Annotated in this window: 20 protein-coding genes; 16 read left to right on the forward strand and 4 right to left on the reverse strand. The window is 27.3% G+C overall.

Features of this window, described 5'->3' with window-relative positions; all coding sequences use genetic code 11:
• Window positions 1–15: 15 nt before the first annotated feature.
• From LLF98_RS11215 to LLF98_RS11290, 16 genes are all read left to right on the forward strand, one after another.
• Entirely contained in the window at window positions 16–762 is a 747-nt protein-coding gene (locus LLF98_RS11215; RefSeq protein ID WP_291703596.1) for a hypothetical protein, read from the forward strand.
• A gap of 255 nt (window positions 763–1,017) precedes the next feature.
• A complete protein-coding gene (locus LLF98_RS11220; protein ID WP_291703598.1) occupies window positions 1,018–1,998 on the forward strand; it encodes a PD-(D/E)XK nuclease family protein in 981 nt (326 codons plus the stop codon).
• A 69-nt stretch (window positions 1,999–2,067) separates the two neighbouring features.
• Entirely contained in the window at window positions 2,068–2,442 is a 375-nt protein-coding gene (locus tag LLF98_RS11225; RefSeq protein ID WP_291703600.1) for a DUF1232 domain-containing protein, read from the forward strand.
• Window positions 2,443–2,548: 106 nt separating this feature from the next.
• Window positions 2,549–3,172 (forward strand): GyrI-like domain-containing protein, encoded by a 624-nt coding sequence (locus tag LLF98_RS11230; protein ID WP_291703602.1) that lies wholly within the window; start codon window positions 2,549–2,551, stop codon window positions 3,170–3,172.
• 408 nt (window positions 3,173–3,580) lie between these two features.
• Entirely contained in the window at window positions 3,581–3,739 is a 159-nt protein-coding gene (locus tag LLF98_RS11235) for a DUF5808 domain-containing protein (RefSeq protein WP_291703657.1), read from the forward strand.
• A gap of 100 nt (window positions 3,740–3,839) precedes the next feature.
• Window positions 3,840–4,907, forward strand: a complete 1,068-nt coding sequence (locus tag LLF98_RS11240) for a DMT family transporter (protein WP_291703604.1) — start codon at window positions 3,840–3,842, stop codon at window positions 4,905–4,907.
• 98 nt (window positions 4,908–5,005) lie between these two features.
• Entirely contained in the window at window positions 5,006–5,338 is a 333-nt protein-coding gene (locus tag LLF98_RS11245; protein WP_291703605.1) for a hypothetical protein, read from the forward strand.
• 86 nt (window positions 5,339–5,424) lie between these two features.
• Window positions 5,425–6,021: a sugar O-acetyltransferase gene (locus LLF98_RS11250; protein ID WP_291703606.1), complete on the forward strand. Its 597-nt coding sequence runs from the start codon at window positions 5,425–5,427 to the stop codon at window positions 6,019–6,021.
• Window positions 6,022–6,145: 124 nt separating this feature from the next.
• On the forward strand, window positions 6,146–6,952 hold the full coding sequence (locus LLF98_RS11255; protein WP_291703607.1) for an MBL fold metallo-hydrolase: 807 nt from the start codon (window positions 6,146–6,148) through the stop codon (window positions 6,950–6,952).
• A gap of 80 nt (window positions 6,953–7,032) precedes the next feature.
• Entirely contained in the window at window positions 7,033–7,287 is a 255-nt protein-coding gene (locus LLF98_RS11260) for a DUF1653 domain-containing protein (RefSeq protein ID WP_291703609.1), read from the forward strand.
• Window positions 7,288–7,367: 80 nt separating this feature from the next.
• Window positions 7,368–7,847, forward strand: coding sequence for a GNAT family N-acetyltransferase (locus LLF98_RS11265; RefSeq protein ID WP_291703611.1), 480 nt, complete (start codon window positions 7,368–7,370; stop codon window positions 7,845–7,847).
• Between the two features lie 535 nt (window positions 7,848–8,382).
• Window positions 8,383–9,138 (forward strand): hypothetical protein, encoded by a 756-nt coding sequence (locus LLF98_RS11270; RefSeq protein WP_291703613.1) that lies wholly within the window; start codon window positions 8,383–8,385, stop codon window positions 9,136–9,138.
• Between the two features lie 206 nt (window positions 9,139–9,344).
• Window positions 9,345–9,815: a hypothetical protein gene (locus LLF98_RS11275; RefSeq protein ID WP_291703615.1), complete on the forward strand. Its 471-nt coding sequence runs from the start codon at window positions 9,345–9,347 to the stop codon at window positions 9,813–9,815.
• A 371-nt stretch (window positions 9,816–10,186) separates the two neighbouring features.
• Window positions 10,187–10,516, forward strand: a complete 330-nt coding sequence (locus tag LLF98_RS11280; RefSeq protein ID WP_291703617.1) for a hypothetical protein — start codon at window positions 10,187–10,189, stop codon at window positions 10,514–10,516.
• On the forward strand, window positions 10,513–10,950 hold the full coding sequence (locus LLF98_RS11285; protein WP_291703618.1) for a four helix bundle protein: 438 nt from the start codon (window positions 10,513–10,515) through the stop codon (window positions 10,948–10,950). The genes LLF98_RS11280 and LLF98_RS11285 overlap by 4 nt, the downstream gene beginning before the upstream one ends.
• Before the next feature lie 1,329 nt (window positions 10,951–12,279).
• Entirely contained in the window at window positions 12,280–12,765 is a 486-nt protein-coding gene (locus LLF98_RS11290) for a hypothetical protein (protein WP_291703620.1), read from the forward strand.
• Between the two features lie 26 nt (window positions 12,766–12,791).
• Here LLF98_RS11290 and LLF98_RS11295 read toward each other — a convergent pair whose 3' ends face one another.
• The 4 genes from LLF98_RS11295 to LLF98_RS11310 all read right to left on the reverse strand — a co-directional run bounded on the left by LLF98_RS11295 (window position 12,792) and on the right by LLF98_RS11310 (window position 16,918).
• Window positions 12,792–14,414, reverse strand: coding sequence for an IS66 family transposase (locus LLF98_RS11295; RefSeq protein ID WP_291703622.1), 1,623 nt, complete (start codon window positions 14,412–14,414; stop codon window positions 12,792–12,794).
• Between the two features lie 90 nt (window positions 14,415–14,504).
• Window positions 14,505–14,855 (reverse strand): IS66 family insertion sequence element accessory protein TnpB, encoded by a 351-nt coding sequence (gene tnpB / locus LLF98_RS11300; protein WP_291703624.1) that lies wholly within the window; start codon window positions 14,853–14,855, stop codon window positions 14,505–14,507.
• A complete protein-coding gene (locus LLF98_RS11305) occupies window positions 14,849–15,178 on the reverse strand; it encodes a hypothetical protein (protein ID WP_291703626.1) in 330 nt (109 codons plus the stop codon). Before LLF98_RS11305 ends, tnpB begins: the two co-directional genes overlap by 7 nt.
• A gap of 255 nt (window positions 15,179–15,433) precedes the next feature.
• On the reverse strand, window positions 15,434–16,918 hold the full coding sequence (locus LLF98_RS11310; RefSeq protein ID WP_291703627.1) for a diguanylate cyclase: 1,485 nt from the start codon (window positions 16,916–16,918) through the stop codon (window positions 15,434–15,436).
• Window positions 16,919–17,208 lie beyond the last annotated feature (290 nt).

The raw sequence follows: 17,208 nt of genomic DNA on the forward strand, positions 1-17,208 counted from the left end.
GTGGAGGAATAAATAATGAGTAATATTAAAGCAGGATGTAAGGAAAGTGTTAAATTATTCAATGGAATTAAGGTTACTAATAGAGCAGTAAGCATTTTAACTACAGAATATAAAGTGAATTTAGAAAATTTAACAGCAGAAGAATTAAAAAAATTATTAATAGAAGCTAAAGAAGATAAAAATATAATGGTAGATGGAAATTACGAAGATGCTGTATGGACTGAATATGATATTCAACCTATATGTTGCATAGATGGTATGGATGATTTTTGTAAAATAGAAGAATTAAAAATATACGTGACCAGTGATTTACATGATGGAGAATACTATCTATATGGTGAATTTGGAGATGCATCTGTATTTTTAGATTGTTACGTAGGATTATGTGAATGTGATGATGCAGAATTAGCTAATAAAACATTTAATGAGAACTTGAATGATATTTATTGGTATGATGAAGAGAATGAGTTAAAGCAGGCTGTAGATAATATATTAAATCAAATAAAGGATGAGATTGAAGGCGAAGATGTTATACTTTTAAGCGGAAGTGGACGTACTTCGCTGGAAAACGAAATAAAAAAGCTTGTAGATTATAATGAAGCAGATTATGAGGTTATGGGATATTATTCTGGAGAAGAAATTTATAGGATAAAAAACAAATTATATTATTTAACTGATGATAGTTATACTTGTAATTATGATTATTATTGGAAATTACAAGAACTTGGACCAAAAGGGTATGAACATTTTAAAATGAAATAAATACTTTTAAAGATAAAAAGAAAATTAAGCAGGTCAAAATTAAAAGGGTTGTTTTAAGGAAAAAAAATAGAGTTCAAAATTAAAGTTAGTTTTGAACTCTATTTTTGCTTAAATCAAAGGTTTAAGAGTATTTTAATTATAAATCATATGGAGTTTACAAGAAAATACAATATTAAATAGAAGATATTGGTATTGTCATTGCATTTAAGCTATAATTATAGCAAACATTTTTTATAAAAGTAGTGAGGGATGAAAATGAATATTTTTAACGTTCTTAGTCAAGGTAAAGGTAGCATAAATGAAGAAAATATGAGTGCAATGTTAGCCTTTTTGCTTTCAGATAGTCAAACTCATGGTTTAGGTGACGTTTTTCTAAAAAGATTTTTAATGCTCGTATCAGAAAAAACGAATCATACATCAGATTTTGATAAATTAATAAATGATAATAATTTAAAAATTGATGTATTATTGGAGTCCCCATATCAAATTGATAATGGTAAAAAAAGAATAGTAGATATTGAACTTAGGTTGAATATAAAACAATTTAATAAGAACATTAATGAGTATGAGTTTAAGGAAGTTAAAAGGGTTTGTATTGAAAATAAAGTTAAATATCAATCTGTTGATACTACTCAATTTAAGGAAGAATTTGAAGGGATTCAGAATGATATTGAGGATGATAGTAATATAGAAATAATAATGGTATTTTTAACACCATATTTTGCAAAGGAAAAATATGAGAGGGAGTATAATGAATTAAGCCAAGAATTACTTGGAGCTAACAAGAAGGTCTGGATAAATTGGTCTAATGAGAATGATAATTGTATAACTAAAATTATTACTGATTTATTAAGGGATGAAAGCAATGCAGAAATTAATCCAATAAATGAATATATAAGACATACTTTAAAAGCATTTGTAAGACATATAATAGAAACTACAACTAAAAGTATAGCTAAGAGATTAAGTTCTAATGATGATGCTGAAGAACATATGAAAGAATCAATTGAAATCAATATTAAAAATAAAAATTATATTATTGAAATGTATGAAAGCGGTACTATTAGGGTGTTTAATCTTGAAAAACAAGAATATGAGATTGCTAAACCTTTACTAAGAAAAATAATTGAAGAGAAAAAACTAAGCGTAAATTTAAACTCTTCAACAGGAAACCACAAAAATACAAGACAGCTTGGTAAAGATGTTATATCTGAATTAAAAAAGTTTAAAGTATAATATTGGATTAAAACGTAATTGTAAATGGGTGTGAAATAAAAGTAGCATAATGAAGAGAGGAAATTAATAATGGATTTTAAAGATAGAGCAAAAAAATTAAAATCAGATATACCTGCTTTATTTATTGCTTTGAATAAAAAAGAAACACCAGTAATAGCAAAGATTTTTGCAGGAATTGCAATTGCATATGCCTTGTCACCTATTGACATTATACCTGATTTTATACCAGTAATAGGTTTGTTAGATGACATAATTTTAGTCCCAATACTTATAGCAATAACAATAAAATTTATACCAGAAGAAATATTTACGCAGTGTAAATTTGAAGCAGAAAACTTATGGAGTGAAGGAAAACCTAAAAAATGGTATTTTGCTATTCCAATTATTTTAGTATGGGTGTTATTAATATTTTTAATTATTAAATTAGTTGTTGTAACAAAGTAAATTATTGTAAAAATTATTTATATAATTCTTATTGTAATATGACAACCTAATGTCATATTAAGTGTGATATATTTTACCTATAAATTCAATAGAAAGTAGGAAAATTATGAAATTTGAATGGAAAAAGCAAGAAAAAGATTTATACTTACCGAAAGAGAAACCAGATTTAATAACAGTACCAGAACAAAAATTTTTTATGGTAAGCGGAAAAGGAAATCCCAATGATGAAGAGTTCTCTGAAAAAATAGGCATATTATATTCTTTAGCCTATGCTGTTAGAATGATGCCAAAACAAGGGTACACACCAGATGGTTATTTTGAATATACAGTTTATCCACTTGAGGGGATATGGGATTTAACTGAAGAAGGTAAACAATTTAATACATTAAATAAAGATGAATTGTTGTATACCATAATGATTAGACAACCTGATTTTGTAACGCAAGAAGTTGTTAATAAAGCGTTTGAAAATGTTAGGAAGAAAAAACCACATCATTTATTAGACGATGTAACTTTTGAAACTATTGAAGATGGATTATCTGTTCAAATGATGCACATTGGTCCGTATGATGATGAACCACAAAGTTTTGAACAAATGAAAAAATTTATAAAAGAAAATAATCTTGAAATAATAACTCTAAAACATAGGGAAATTTATCTTTCAGATGCACGAAAAACTGAAAAATCAAAATTGAAAACAGTTTTAAGATATATGGTTTGTTACAGATAATGAGTATAAAATTTAATTATAGATAGTTCTAAATATTCTTAAAAAGAGTAATAATCAAGAGTTTATAGTTGCTACAACCTTGCAATTTTGTGTGTAGATTCTGATTTTAGCTTAATAGCCAATATAGTCCATTTTAAATTACAAACTGAAGAATGGTTAAATTATTGAGGTAGGGGAAATATTAAAAGTGTATGTTTGGATTATAAGTATTTTCGTTGTAATCATATATTTATTTATAGGCAAAAAAATCTACAATTACCAATAAAACTGAAACAATATATAATCAAAAGCGAAGTAATTGCTATCTGTTAGTAATTTATAAAAAAATTGGACAACAACTATAGAAAGAGAGATTTAAGTATAGTAAAAAGGAAATGGACAAAAGAAGAAATTAAAGATTACAGAAAAATGAAAGGTATTTTTTTCTACTGTAATAAGGAGGATTCCAATTTTCTTGTTCCAAAGGCATACGGAATTGGATGGACAGTCAACTGGGCAAACCCAATTTCGTGGATTTTTGCTTTGGCGGTTATTGGTATTATTGTTTTGCGTGTATTTTTTACGTGAGTTAAATGAACAAATTAGTTGCAAAAATATATTCTATAATTAATTTAAAGAGAAGTGTTTTTATATTTCATTTATGTATGAAGGGCAGTGAGAAGCAATAATGAATAAATCAAAATTTTACCCAATTATCATGGCGTTATTAGCATCAATTTTATTTGGAGCAAGTGCTCCTATAACAAAAATACTTTTAGGTCAAATTGAACCCATTCCTCTTGCTTCACTTTTATATCTCGGTAGTGGATTGGGTTTGTTAGTTTTTCAGATTATTAACTTAATAATAAAAAAACAAGTGATAAATGAAGCACCTTTGAAGAAAAAGGATTTTATATGGCTCTTTGGTGCAATTATTTCAGGGGGAATTATAGCACCTATTATTCTGTTAAGCAGTCTTAAAACAACTCCTGCTTCAACTGCTTCACTGTTGTTAAATTTTGAAGGAGTTGCAACTACGATAATTGCAATAATCTTTTTTAAAGAAAATGCAGGAAAACAAATTTTAAGTGCTGTAGTATTAATTACGCTTGCAAGTATTGTTTTATCATGGGATTTAAAAAATCAATGGGGATTTTCAATAGGTTCTTTAGGAATAATTTTGGCTTGTTTTTGTTGGGGAATTGACAATAATTTTACAAGGAATATTTCCTCGAAAAATCCATTTTCTATTGTTACAATAAAAGGAATTATAGCAGGTTCATTTTCTCTTATTTTATCTATAATACTAAAAAATCAAATCCCAGACTTGAAAGTTATAATAATAGCTATGATTATTGGATTTTTTTGCTATGGTTTAAGTATTGTATTATTTGTATTTGCTATGAGAGATTTAGGAAGCACAAGAACCAGTGCATTATTTGGAACTGCTCCATTTATTGGTTCTGTTTTATCTTTAATTTTATTAGGTGATATTCCGAGTAATATGTTTTTTATATCATTACCTATTATGATTATTGGAGCAGTGCTTTTACTAAAGGAAGAACATCAGCATAATCATATACATGAAGTAATTGAACATGAGCATAGACATAATCATAATGATGGACACCATGGTCATGAACATTCTGCTGAGCAGATTAGTGTAAAGGATTATCACTCACACTTACATACGCACACGGTAATAGAACATAATCATCAACATTCACCAGATATTCATCATAGACATGTACATTGATTTTTAAAGCATAATATCTCAAAAGTATTTTTGATTTTAATTTGGAATATTCTTTTATTGTGAATTTATAAGTTGTTTTATAATTGGGGGGAAATAAAATGAAAAAGCGCTTGAAAATAATTTGTATTGTCTTAGCAGTAATACTATCAGGTTTTATATTATGTTATGTTGGTTTTTTAGCACCTTATAATTTAAAGGATTTAACCAGAATAGATATTCAAAGTTTTAGTAAATCTCATGCTGGGGAGCTAAGTGAATACTTTGATAACTATACAGTAAGCAAAGTAAAATATTTAGGTAATGAGTCTTATGAAGTATTTACAGATAAGGGTGAATTTATAGTAATTGCTGATTATTCTGACAACGACCTTTGGAAGTATAAAATATTTAAGTATGATGATGAATACCAGTATTTTTCAAATCGTATGTAATGTTTTTGAGTTCACCATCTTCTTAAAGTGTGTCACAATGGTAATTTATGGCGAATGCTATTTATATAACAGGGAGGAAATAACTTATGACGGAAAAAGAAAAAATGCTAACTGGAAAAACATATAAATCATTTGATGAAGAACTATTAGGAGAACGTCAATATGCAAAAGAAATGATATTTGAATTTAATTCCTTACGTCCAAGTGAAATTGAAAAGCGAAATGAAATTATAAAAAAATTATTTAGTAAGGTTAGTGATAATTTCTTTATAGAGCCACCATTTAGATGTGACTATGGGTATAATATTTCTATTGGAGAAAATTTTTATACTAACTACAATTGCACTATTTTAGACTGTGCGAAGGTTACAATTGGAGATAATGTTTTGTTTGCACCAAACGTAAGCCTTTTTACAGCAGGTCATCCAATTCATTTTGAACCACGAAATGCAGGAATTGAATATGCTTTTCCTATTACTATAGGGGATAATGTCTGGATAGGAGGCGGTGTTATTGTAAATCCGGGAATTACTATTGGTGATAATGTAGTGATTGGTTCTGGTAGTGTTGTAACTAAAGATATTCCATCTAATTCTATAGCAGTAGGTAATCATTGTAAAGTAATACGAGAAATCATTGATGAGGACAAAAAATACTACTTTAAAAACTTTAAAATTGAATGAATAACTTAGATGTGAGATGTGAATATAATTTTTGGTTCATATAGTGCACAAAATTCTAAATTGTGGCACAGCAGTAATAATCTTATACGCAGATTAATCATGTTAGATGAAGGAGGTAAAAAAAGTGAAACTAAAAGTTTTAGTAGATAACAATACATACATTGACCAATATTATTGTGGTGAACCTGCTGTTTCATATTATATTGAAGATGAAGATATTAGATTATTATTAGATGTAGGATATTCTGATTTATTTATTAAAAACTCAAATGCGTTAGGCATAGATTTAGAAAATGTAACTACTATTGTTATTTCACATGGTCATGATGACCACACAAGAGGATTAAAATACTATTTTGAACAAAATAATAAAAATAATGTTTCTATTATTGCTCACCCAGATACATTTAAAGAAAAGGTGATAGGCAATTTAAAAATTTGTTCTCCTATTTTACAAGAAGAACTAAAAGAAAAATGCAATCTAATTCTTTCGAAAGAACCTAAAAAAGTTAGCAAACATATAACTTTTTTAGGGGAAATACCACAAATAAATAATTTTGAGAATAGAAAATCTATTGGTAAACAAATTGTTGATAAAACTTTAATGGATGATTATGTTATGGATGATACAGCACTTGTATATAAAAGTGAAAATGGTATTTATATTATTACAGGATGTTCTCATAGTGGAATATGCAATATAATAGAATATGCAAAACAAGTATGTAAAGATAATAGAGTATTAGGAATTATAGGAGGATTTCATTTATTTGAAGTAACTGAACAGGTTAATAGAACTATAGATTATCTAAAAAAGAACAACATAAAGGAATTATATCCTTGCCATTGTACTTCATTTGTTGTTAAAGCAGAAATACATAAATCTTTGCCAGTTAAAGAAGTTGGCGTAGGGTTAGAAATAAACTGGTAAAGGCATAAAAAATATATATTATGGATTATAGTTATATTATTACAATAGGCAATCTTCTAATTTTACTAAGGAGTGATTAAATGCAAAATATAGATTTGATAGCATTAAAAGGAAAAATATTTAGACATTTTAAGGGTGACTTGTATTTGCTTATAGATATGGCAGAGCATACAGAAACAGGAGAAAAAGTGGTTATATATAAAGCACTATATGGAGATTGTGGGGTATATGCAAGACCTATTAATATATTTCTAAGTGAAGTAGATAAGATGAAATATCCTAATGTTACACAGAAATATAGGTTTGAACCAGTAATTATTAAGAGCATTAAGTAGTACACCTTCTTTGGGCAATTTTAATGGTAATTAATTACAAAAATACTTTAAGTTGTAGTAGTAACAGAGGAGGAATAAGCATGGTACAGATTTATGATGATAGATACAAGCAAGAGGTTCTTGAGTTAATTTTACATGTTCAAAATGTAGAATATGGGGTTGACCTCAGCATTGAAGACCAACCTGATATTTTGGATATAATTAAGAATTATATAAATGATGACGGGTGTTTTTGGATTGCATTAAATGAGCATGGTAAAGTAATAGGGTCAATAGGTTTGCAAAGGAAAAGTGAGAAAGTAGCAGTATTGAAAAAATTCTTTGTTTACAACGAGTATAGAGGAAAAGAGCATGGTGTGGGTGCGTTACTTTACAATTATTTGTTAAGTTTTGCAAAGGAAAGAGGGATATCTATAATAATTTTAGATACTCCATCAGTAGCTACAAGGTCACATAGTTTTTATAAAAAGGTAGGATTTAAAGAAATAACTAAAGACGATTTGCCAATCTCATATGATTATCCTGATAGAAACTCAATATTATTTCTACTGGACATATAATAGCAATTGAATTTATTTAAGTTAATACATAATAAGTTATAACTATTTTTATAAACTATATTGACAAGCTATGGTAAATATTATAAAATAAATCCATAATTTAATTAAAGATTAGCAATGCTGGTCTTGTTTTAGAAATTTTATAGAAATTGAATATGGTGAAACAAAAAATGTTTCAATAGATTTTTTAATGATGCACAACCAGTGCGTCTAAATCCAAAATCACCATAAACAAACTATAAATATAAAATTTCTAAAGCAAGACCTTTTTTTGTTCTTTGAAAATTGCACAGCGTCAGAACTTATGCCAAGGGCTGTAGAGAGTTTTGAGCATTTAGATAGTCTCTCATCTGACTTTAATAAGGATGATGGGAGCAGGGAATTCGCAACAATTATAAAGCATTAAAATCACTTAATATATTGTCAATGGAGAAGAAGGTTTAATAAAAATAGAAGTAGATTATTAGATAAATGAGGAATTAAAAAGATTAAAGTTAAAAATACAAAAATATTAAATAAAAGGATGGGATATGTTATGGAAGAATTAGAAACAAGATATTTAGAATATGATGATAATACATGGGTTGGAAGAGGAAATGATAAGAGAATTGCATTTAAGACCTATATAAAAGTAGACAAGATATATACTGAAAAATTAGAAGTCATTAGAAAGGTTTTAAATGTATATTTTAAGGAAAAAGAAAAGAGACAAGAATTTAACCTTAAAATGTTTTTAGACTGCTTTGATTATTATGGGATTGAAGTTAAGATTGAAAATCATCTTACAAAGGCAGAGCATTTTAATTTTGTTATCAATAATAAAGAAAGTTTTGAAACAGAGCTGGGACTTTTAGAAACTAAAGATTCGTATTTCTTAAACATAAAATTAATATGTATGAAAAAAGCAAATGTATTATGTGAAGAAAACGGAATTTCTAAAGGTGAAATAATATTAAGAAGTTTTAAAGTAAATGATTCAAATAAGTTTCAGGCATATATCAAAGTTAATAAAAATAGAGAAGACGAAAATAAAAAATCATATTTCATATTGAAAAAAATATTTTGCTATACTCAAGGGAATGGAACTTCATTTTTGTGTTTAGAAAAACAAATGGAGGAATATTACAATTATGAATTTAAGTTTTCTAAAATTTATAAAAAAGATGAGGAAGCATATAACAAATTAATAAAGTATGCTGGTAAATTTGAGATTAGACCAACATTAATTGATTCATATTCTGAAGCAAAACTAATATTGGAGTTTGTCTCTGATAAAAGAAGAGGATATTGAAAGCTATAAAAATAATATGTATAAATATTTTATAGTATAAAAAACATGAATGACAGGAGAAATCTGTTAAGTTGATTGGTTTATACTATGTATAGAAGGAATATTAATAGAACACAAATAATAGATATAGTGCATAAATATAGTTATAAAATCTCACCTCCTCCAGTATAACATAATATCAAGAATAACACTGGAGGTAGTTAATTATGTCAAAGAAAACAATGAATAAAAATGCACAAGAAGAGTTCTTAAGGTTAACTTTAAGTGAACAAATAGAACTACTAAATAATAAAATTTCAACTGGTGGCACTGAAGCTATATCAGATTTAGGATTTAGTTATACATGGGTCACGGGAAAAATGGCAGAGCAAGGCTGTTTCTACGTAGCATCCATTAAGAAGTTTATAAAAGAAGATATAGCAAGCTCTTTTACAGACAAAGAAGTAGCAGTATTAAGAGCTATGATACAAGATTATGATAAGTTTAAAAATGCTAAATCTGATATAAGAATGAGTGCAGGAACTTGTGGAGAAAAACTTACCACGAGAAGTATAACATTAGATTCGCAGATTAATTTAGATTGGAATAAATTCTGTAAAAATAATTCTTTTGTTTCTAACAAAGATTTAGTGAGTTATGCACTAAAGAGTTTTATGTCAAAATACGGAGAGAGCTAAAGAGCAAAGCTCTTTGGCTCTCAGGATAAAGGGGTAAGTTAGAATTAAGGGATGCAGAATTAGGTGTATAGAATTAAGAAGGGAAGAATTAAAGAATTCAGGATTAAGGGATAAGGGTTCAATTGAAAATATATTTATTATATGAAGATAAACATTATACAAAATATGTATTTACATAATGTTTATTTAATGGTAAAATATAATAAATAATTTAATATTGAATTAGTTCATAAAGGGCTTAGTACATGAATGTGTATTCACGATTGTAATAAGAGTTTGTTATTTAAAGGAAAAGACTATTAGAGTGTTAATAGTCTATATTTAATTAACAAGCTCTTATTTTTTTTATTAAAAATAAGGAGAAAAGAGATATGGAGAATTACTCTGTTAAAGACTTTAGAAGTCTTATTGTTTACAAAAGAACCTTGGAATTATATAAGGTTGCAACTACAAATGAAGATTATGATGAATCTAATAGATTTAAGATAAAAAAAGCAATTAGCAGGATTGCACAATATATTGCTAAAAGTACAGGAGATTGCTTATACCTTAATTCCGTCATCTATGACCTGAATAAGGCTCTAAAGTGGACTTACGAAGCAGACAAGCTGTTAAAGACTAAAGTTGAAAAGAATGAACTATCACAAATTAGAAAAATGGTTTTTGGATTAAAAAAGAAAATGGAGGAAGTAAAGAAATGAAGACAATTATAGATGCTGAAACTGATTATTTAGAGGAATTAGAAGAAAAAGATATTATAATTAAAGATTTCAGAAAGCTTAAAGCCTATCAGCTAAGTTTGAAATTTATTAAACAATGTTTAGAAGTAATAAATTCATTGCCACCTTGCGAGGAATATATACTGAAACAGCAGTTATTGCGCGCAAGTGAGGGCGTGGCCGCCCAGATATGTGAAGGAAATTCGCAGTTATATAAAAAGCGAGAGGTATCATTTATGTCTATTGCGATAGGAAGTCTATGTGAGAGTCAATGCCATTTAGATATAGCTCTTATTAATGGGTATATAACAAAAGAGATGCATGCTGAAATTGAAGCTACTGCAATTGAAATCAAGAAATTATTAGTTACGTATATTAGAAATCTATTAAGTTCTGGAGATGCGGTCAAAAGTTAAAAAATGCATGATAGGTAGTAAATATCTATCATGCAAAAAATAAGTACAAAAAGTCGGTCGTATAACTATTTTTATAATTCTTTTAATTATCAATGTTAATTATAAAAATCCCACTTCACATATTAAATTATAGTTAAGACTATCAATTACTATTCCTCCGGGTAACTAATTGATAAACATTGAAATATTAAAGAGTTAAATAGAAAAGAACTTGTGTTATATAAGTAATGTTATTTATATAATTACAATTTCAAGATTTAGAATATATAAATCTAAAGAGCTAAGTTACTGATAAGTTGTTATCACAAACCTAAGTGAGTTGATATCATAAACCAAAAATGGAGCATTTAAAATATAACAACTATATAAAAGCAGATGGCAATTTGAAGATGCTCCATTCGATTTACATTATTTTAATTTTAGCATTTATCCAAAATGTAGTGCTTAAAGCAAGGTTTTAGCAATACCTTAAGTTTTTGTTTATGATATAAAACTTAAAGTAATTTGTGAAATAAATCTAAATAGAGCATTTAAGAGAGAGTAACTTATATATAAACCAGATAGCTATTGTAAAATGCTCCATTCGTTTTAATCTGTTTTAATGTTGGCAGTTATCTCAAGTGTAGTGATTAAATCAGCATGTCAGTAATATTTCAAAGTTCTATTTGTAATATTAAACTAAAAGTAACTGGTGCAATAAGCCTAAATGGAGCATTTAAGAGATGGTAACTTAATATAAACCAGATAGCGATTGTAAAATGCTCCATTCGTTTTAATCTGTTTTAATTATAGCAGTTATCTTAAGTGCAGTGATTAAATCAGCATGTCAGTAATAGTCCAAAGTTTTATTTGCAATATTTAAACTCAAAGCAACTGGTGTAATAAACCTAAATGGAGCATTTAAGATATGCCAACTTATATATAAACCAAATAGCGATTGAAGATGCTCCATTCCATTTAATCTGTTTAAATTTAGGCACTTATTCCAAATGTAGTGGTTAAAGCAAGGTTTTGTAAATGTCTCAAATTTTTATTTGTGATATTAACTTAAAGTAATTTGTTTCATAAGCTCAAAATGGAGCATTTAAAATATAACAACTCCATATATAAAGCAGGTAGCAATTTGAAGATGCTCCATTCGATTTACATTATTTGAATTTTGCCATTTATTCAAAATGCAGTGCTTAACACAAAGTTTTAGCAATACATTAAGATGTATTTTGCTAAGATATACAATCAAAATAGAAAAAATCATATCTACTAATAGTAAAGTAGATTTTCGTATTAAATTTAAATTATTAAAAGTGAAAAAGAAAGGAAAAATAAAAAATGTTAAATAGAAAAGCTATAAATAAGCATAAACAAAATAAGGAAATAGCATTATTAAAAAATGATAAAAAATTATTGAAAGATACAAATGAAGAATTTACAAAAGAATTTATAGACCATATTAATATGCTTCAAAAAGTAATTCAAAATTTGAAAAATGAATGTAAAATAGACATAAATCTTTATCAAGAGAATATAAAAAATAATAAATTAAGTAAGACAGTAAAAACATCTGATGAAGCAATAGAACTTATAAATAATACTAATTTATTTAAATATTTTGGTTTTAATTATAATGAAAAAGAAGTTTTTAAATTAGATGTACCAGTGGAAGTTAAATATATAGCTTATAAAATAAATAATACTAAAGAGGAATATGAAAATAGAATAAATGAATTATCTGAAAAATATGGCTTAAATAATAGTAAGCGTCAAAATTTTGGTACCTATTTTAAAATTTTCATATGTATTAAAATATCCCAGTAAGGTAGTTATCTTTACTGGGATTAATTTTATTTCTTATCTTTAATCTTCATATTTTCAGGAATATTATTTGACCAAGGCATAAGATTTTCTAGGCTTTCGCCATCGGATAAATCTATCTTAGATAGATTATCAAATAGATAAACTAAGTATCTTTCTATAACTAGTTTATTAGCCTTAGCAGTTTCAACAATGCTATAAATAGTAGCACTAGAAGTGGCGCCTTTAGCCGTATTTGCAAACAAGAAGTTTTTTCTTCCTATAACAAAGGGCTTAATTGCTCTTTCAGCAGCATTATTGTCAACTTCTATAGAACCATCTAATAATACGTTTTTTAATCCTGGTAAATGCTTTTTAGCATACTCAAGTGCTTTACCTAATGGACTTCTTGGAAGAGCATTTTTGATTTCTATTTCAACATATTCAATAAATTTATCTATGATTGGTGTTAATTGCTTAGATCTTACTTTAAATCTAACATCATAGTAATTTTCATCACTTGAATAAGATTCTCTAAGCTCTTTTTCTAGTTTATAAATTTGTTCACAATAATTAAACCCTATTATTGCTCTAGAATTTTTTAGGGCTTCTTCATCTAAATCAACTATTATGTTATGAAAGTATCTTCTTATATGAGCTAGGCAATATACTCTTGTGGCGTTGCTAACGGAATTATAACCACTATAACCATCAGTTTGCAGAAAACCTTTGAAATCTCCTAAGAAACTTTTAGGACAAGAGCTTGATCTAGTGCTTTGGTAATCATACAAAATTACTGGACCTAATTCAGTTTCATTCATGTATAACCACATGTATTTCTTAGATTTAGAATCTTTTCCATTATCATTAATTACTTTAAGAGTAGTTTCATCAGCATGAATATAATTTCTATCAAGTAATTCTTTTTTCATATGATTATATATTGGTTCTAAAGCTTCCGCTGCGGACATAGTCCAGTTACATAGAGTTTGTCTTGAAAGGGTAGCTCCCATCATATCAAAGTAAGTTTCTTGCCTATAAAGTGGCATAGCATGCTGATATTTAAGTATAATGGTATGGGCAATTAACTCATTAGAAGCCATGCTATTATAAAAAATAGTTTGTGGAATTGGTGCTGAAATTATATTACTCTCACCTGTTTCTTTTTCGCATGATTTACAAGCATAGCTGTAAATCACGTGTTCTTCGACTACAAGCTTAGGAGGAATATATCTAATAATCTCTTTTCTAGATTTTACTCCAATTTCCGTAAGTGGTTCACCACAATCCCTGCAGTTAAGATTATCACCTTCTAATTTATGTTCAATAATAACTCTTTCTAAGTTTGCTAAATTATCTTTTTTCCCTATGTAATTATTTTTCTTAGATCTTTTATATGTAATTTCCTCTAAAGTAGGTTCTTCTACGTTTGAATCACTAAATTTTTCAGCTTCGTTAAAAAGAGATAATTGGTTTACGTCTACTTGCTCACTAGACGCTCCAAATATCTTCCTATTTTTATTTGATATGACACCTTTTAAGAATTCTAACTCATTTTTAAGTTTTTTTATTTCTTCATCTTTTGAGTTTAATTCTTTTTCCATAACTTCAACTTTTTCAATTAACGATTTAGTAGTTTCATCAAGTTCATTTGTAAGAATTTCGTGATTCATAATTACCTCTTTAACATCTATTTTATAAATTAATTATACCACAAAAACCCTTGAAAATAAAGGCATTTCAAGGGTTTTTAAGATTGTTATTCAAAAGCAATTACTTGATTTTATAGATTTAAATTTAGACGTTGTTCTTACTTCGTAGCCTTTCAGAATCCAGCGTAATTCTTCAACATTTACTTTTAGAGCTTCATCTGTAGTTATTGGCCATTTGAAGCGATTCGCTTCTAAACGGTGATAATATAACCAAAAACCTTCATCAAAGTGGAGAATCTTTAATTTATCCATTTGCTTGTTACAAAAAACAAATAATGCTTTTTCAAATGGATCTAACTTGAATTGATTTTTGACAATCATAACTAGTCCATCAATGCTTTTTCTTAAATCCGTGTAGCCGCAGGCAAGATAAACTTTTTCTACTTTATCTATATTTAACATTTTGCAGCTAACTCTTTGATTATTGAATATATTAAAGTAGTTTCACTAACCGGAATAGTTATATTAGCAGTTCCGATAGTAATTTTAACTTCCTTTGAATTTAAGATATTTTTTTCTATATTATCTTGCTTAGTATTTAATGAAACAGCATGAAAAACAGGTGTTGTAGGATTTGTTGTAGTTAATCTTTTTTTATGATAATAAAATTGGCTTTTGGAAAGTTTATTTTCTATACAAAAATCTTTTAAAGTTATTGTGCCTTTATAGGAATTAAATTTATTGATGCATTCTTCCCAACTGGCATTATCTAATTTTCTAGACATATTAGTCCTCCCATTAATAATTATTTAATTTAACTTTATCAATGAGAGGACAGGCTATCTAGATACTTAATTTTTTACGCTTACGTATAAGTATTTAGTCTTTTAAGAAACTATAAATGTGACCATACTAATTCCTAAGGATGTTGAATTAGTATGGTCGAGTATAATACAAGGTAATAAAATTGTACATGACATAAAATATCATGTCATATGGGTAACAGAATCATAGATATAAAGTATTGAATTTTTTTGAAATTAGTTCCAATTTAGTTCTAAAACTTTTTCAACGAATACTTGTGCAATATATGCATCAAATTGAGTACCTGCATTTATTTTTAGCTCGTTTATAGCATCTTCAATATTTAATGTATTCCCATATGTATTATTAGAAGTCATTGATTGGTAAGCATCGACAATATGAATAATCCTTGAGAAGAGAGGGATTTTAGTACCCTTAAGTCCTTTGGGGTATCCCTTGCCATCTATTCTCTCGTGATGATATAACACGCATTCAGCTATATTTTTATATTTATTTAAATAATTAAGTATTTTATATCCAATTTCACAATGGCGTTTTACTTCTTTCCATTCGTATTCATTGAGGTTATTAGGTTTTGATAAAATTTTGTAATCAATATCTACTTTTCCGATGTCGTGTAATAAGCCGGCTAATTCAAGTTGGTCAACTTCATCTTGACTCAAATCTAATGCAATGCCTAACCTTTTACTAAGAGAACTTACTTCTTTACCATGTAATTGTTCTACTAAATTTTTATCATATAAGATTGAATTCAAATGTTTTATTAGATTAATTTCAAAAACATCTCTACCAAGAAGCTTTTGACTATACATATAATCATCAGCCTTATTATATACTTCTTCAAGTAATTCATTAGCATTATATTTTGTCGCAAAACCAAATGAAACTGATAAAATACCTTTATCAAGGTGTTGAATTGATATGGATTTTTGAATTTTACTGATTATTTTTTCTAATTGTATAGAGCTTGTTTTAGGAAGCAATATATAAAATTCATCACCGCCAATTCTTGCAACAACGTCTTGTTTTCGGCAGTTTTGCTTTAAAACTTCTGCAAAAGCTTTAATAAGCTTATCTCCCTCTGTATGTCCAAATACATCATTGGTGAATTTTAAACCATTCACATCTGCCATAATAACAGAAATCGGATAGTTACTTTCGGTATCCATTTGTTTTAATTGTTCTTCATAAAACCTTCTGTTATAAAGTCCAGTCAATTCATCATGATAACTTAAAAATATATTACGTTCTTCCGCCTTTTTAAGTGCTGTAATGTTAAGTACAAAGCAAGTTAATCCAATTACTTTTCCATCACTTGAGATTATTGGAGAGTAATAGTCTTGCCAATATAAACGAGAATATTTATTATCACCATATTCCTCTACAATACTAAAACTTTCACCATTCAAAGCCCTGTCAAAGTTTTCTCTTGCTTTTTTGCGGTCTTCATCATAACCAATAACATCTAACATATTCATACCTTTTTTTATTTCTTTTTTCCATATATTTAAAATAACTTTTTTGTGTATATTATTAAAAGCGGTATAGCAATAATTTGTATCTAAAGAAAAAACTATTACATCTGGAGAACTTTCTAAAATTGCAGATAATAATATATTTGACATTTCTATTTTATTTTTTGAATCTATCAATTTAGTTAAGAAATTTTTTATAAGTTGGAAATTTATTACCGAAGTCACAAGTACAAAAATCCATCCTTTAACAATACTTATAGTCAAAGTGAGTGAGCTGTTATGAAATATGGCCATTACCATTTTATCAGAGAATAATATCCATAATGATGATATTAAAATATAAATATATGTTATCTTCAAAGCGAGACTATTTGCACTGACTTCATTTTTGCTAAGAAATTTTTTTAAGAAAAATAAATAATGCTTCTTTTTCTTGCTTTCGTAAGAGTTAATTTTTATCATTTTTTAAAGTTGTAACCTCCTATACTAAGCTGTTATTAATTTGATAATAATTG

This window comes from Clostridium sp. (assembly GCF_021372645.1).
In the GTDB taxonomy this organism is placed as follows: domain Bacteria; phylum Bacillota; class Clostridia; order Clostridiales; family Clostridiaceae; genus Clostridium.

What these genes read in the sequence shown, in the direction of transcription:
- LLF98_RS11215 (WP_291703596.1), top strand. Translation starts at nt 16, where the DNA reads ATGAGTAATATTAAAGCAGGATGTAAGGAAAGTGTTAAATTATTCAAT.
- LLF98_RS11220 (WP_291703598.1), top strand. Translation starts at nt 1,018, where the DNA reads ATGAATATTTTTAACGTTCTTAGTCAAGGTAAAGGTAGCATAAATGAA.
- LLF98_RS11225 (WP_291703600.1), top strand. Translation starts at nt 2,068, where the DNA reads ATGGATTTTAAAGATAGAGCAAAAAAATTAAAATCAGATATACCTGCT.
- LLF98_RS11230 (WP_291703602.1), top strand. Translation starts at nt 2,549, where the DNA reads ATGAAATTTGAATGGAAAAAGCAAGAAAAAGATTTATACTTACCGAAA.
- LLF98_RS11235 (WP_291703657.1), top strand. Translation starts at nt 3,581, where the DNA reads ATGAAAGGTATTTTTTTCTACTGTAATAAGGAGGATTCCAATTTTCTT.
- LLF98_RS11240 (WP_291703604.1), top strand. Translation starts at nt 3,840, where the DNA reads ATGAATAAATCAAAATTTTACCCAATTATCATGGCGTTATTAGCATCA.
- LLF98_RS11245 (WP_291703605.1), top strand. Translation starts at nt 5,006, where the DNA reads ATGAAAAAGCGCTTGAAAATAATTTGTATTGTCTTAGCAGTAATACTA.
- LLF98_RS11250 (WP_291703606.1), top strand. Translation starts at nt 5,425, where the DNA reads ATGACGGAAAAAGAAAAAATGCTAACTGGAAAAACATATAAATCATTT.
- LLF98_RS11260 (WP_291703609.1), top strand. Translation starts at nt 7,033, where the DNA reads ATGCAAAATATAGATTTGATAGCATTAAAAGGAAAAATATTTAGACAT.
- LLF98_RS11265 (WP_291703611.1), top strand. Translation starts at nt 7,368, where the DNA reads ATGGTACAGATTTATGATGATAGATACAAGCAAGAGGTTCTTGAGTTA.
- LLF98_RS11270 (WP_291703613.1), top strand. Translation starts at nt 8,383, where the DNA reads ATGGAAGAATTAGAAACAAGATATTTAGAATATGATGATAATACATGG.
- LLF98_RS11275 (WP_291703615.1), top strand. Translation starts at nt 9,345, where the DNA reads ATGTCAAAGAAAACAATGAATAAAAATGCACAAGAAGAGTTCTTAAGG.
- LLF98_RS11280 (WP_291703617.1), top strand. Translation starts at nt 10,187, where the DNA reads ATGGAGAATTACTCTGTTAAAGACTTTAGAAGTCTTATTGTTTACAAA.
- LLF98_RS11285 (WP_291703618.1), top strand. Translation starts at nt 10,513, where the DNA reads ATGAAGACAATTATAGATGCTGAAACTGATTATTTAGAGGAATTAGAA.
- LLF98_RS11290 (WP_291703620.1), top strand. Translation starts at nt 12,280, where the DNA reads ATGTTAAATAGAAAAGCTATAAATAAGCATAAACAAAATAAGGAAATA.
- LLF98_RS11295 (WP_291703622.1), bottom strand. Translation starts at nt 14,414, where the DNA reads ATGAATCACGAAATTCTTACAAATGAACTTGATGAAACTACTAAATCG.
- tnpB (WP_291703624.1), bottom strand. Translation starts at nt 14,855, where the DNA reads ATGTTAAATATAGATAAAGTAGAAAAAGTTTATCTTGCCTGCGGCTAC.
- LLF98_RS11305 (WP_291703626.1), bottom strand. Translation starts at nt 15,178, where the DNA reads ATGTCTAGAAAATTAGATAATGCCAGTTGGGAAGAATGCATCAATAAA.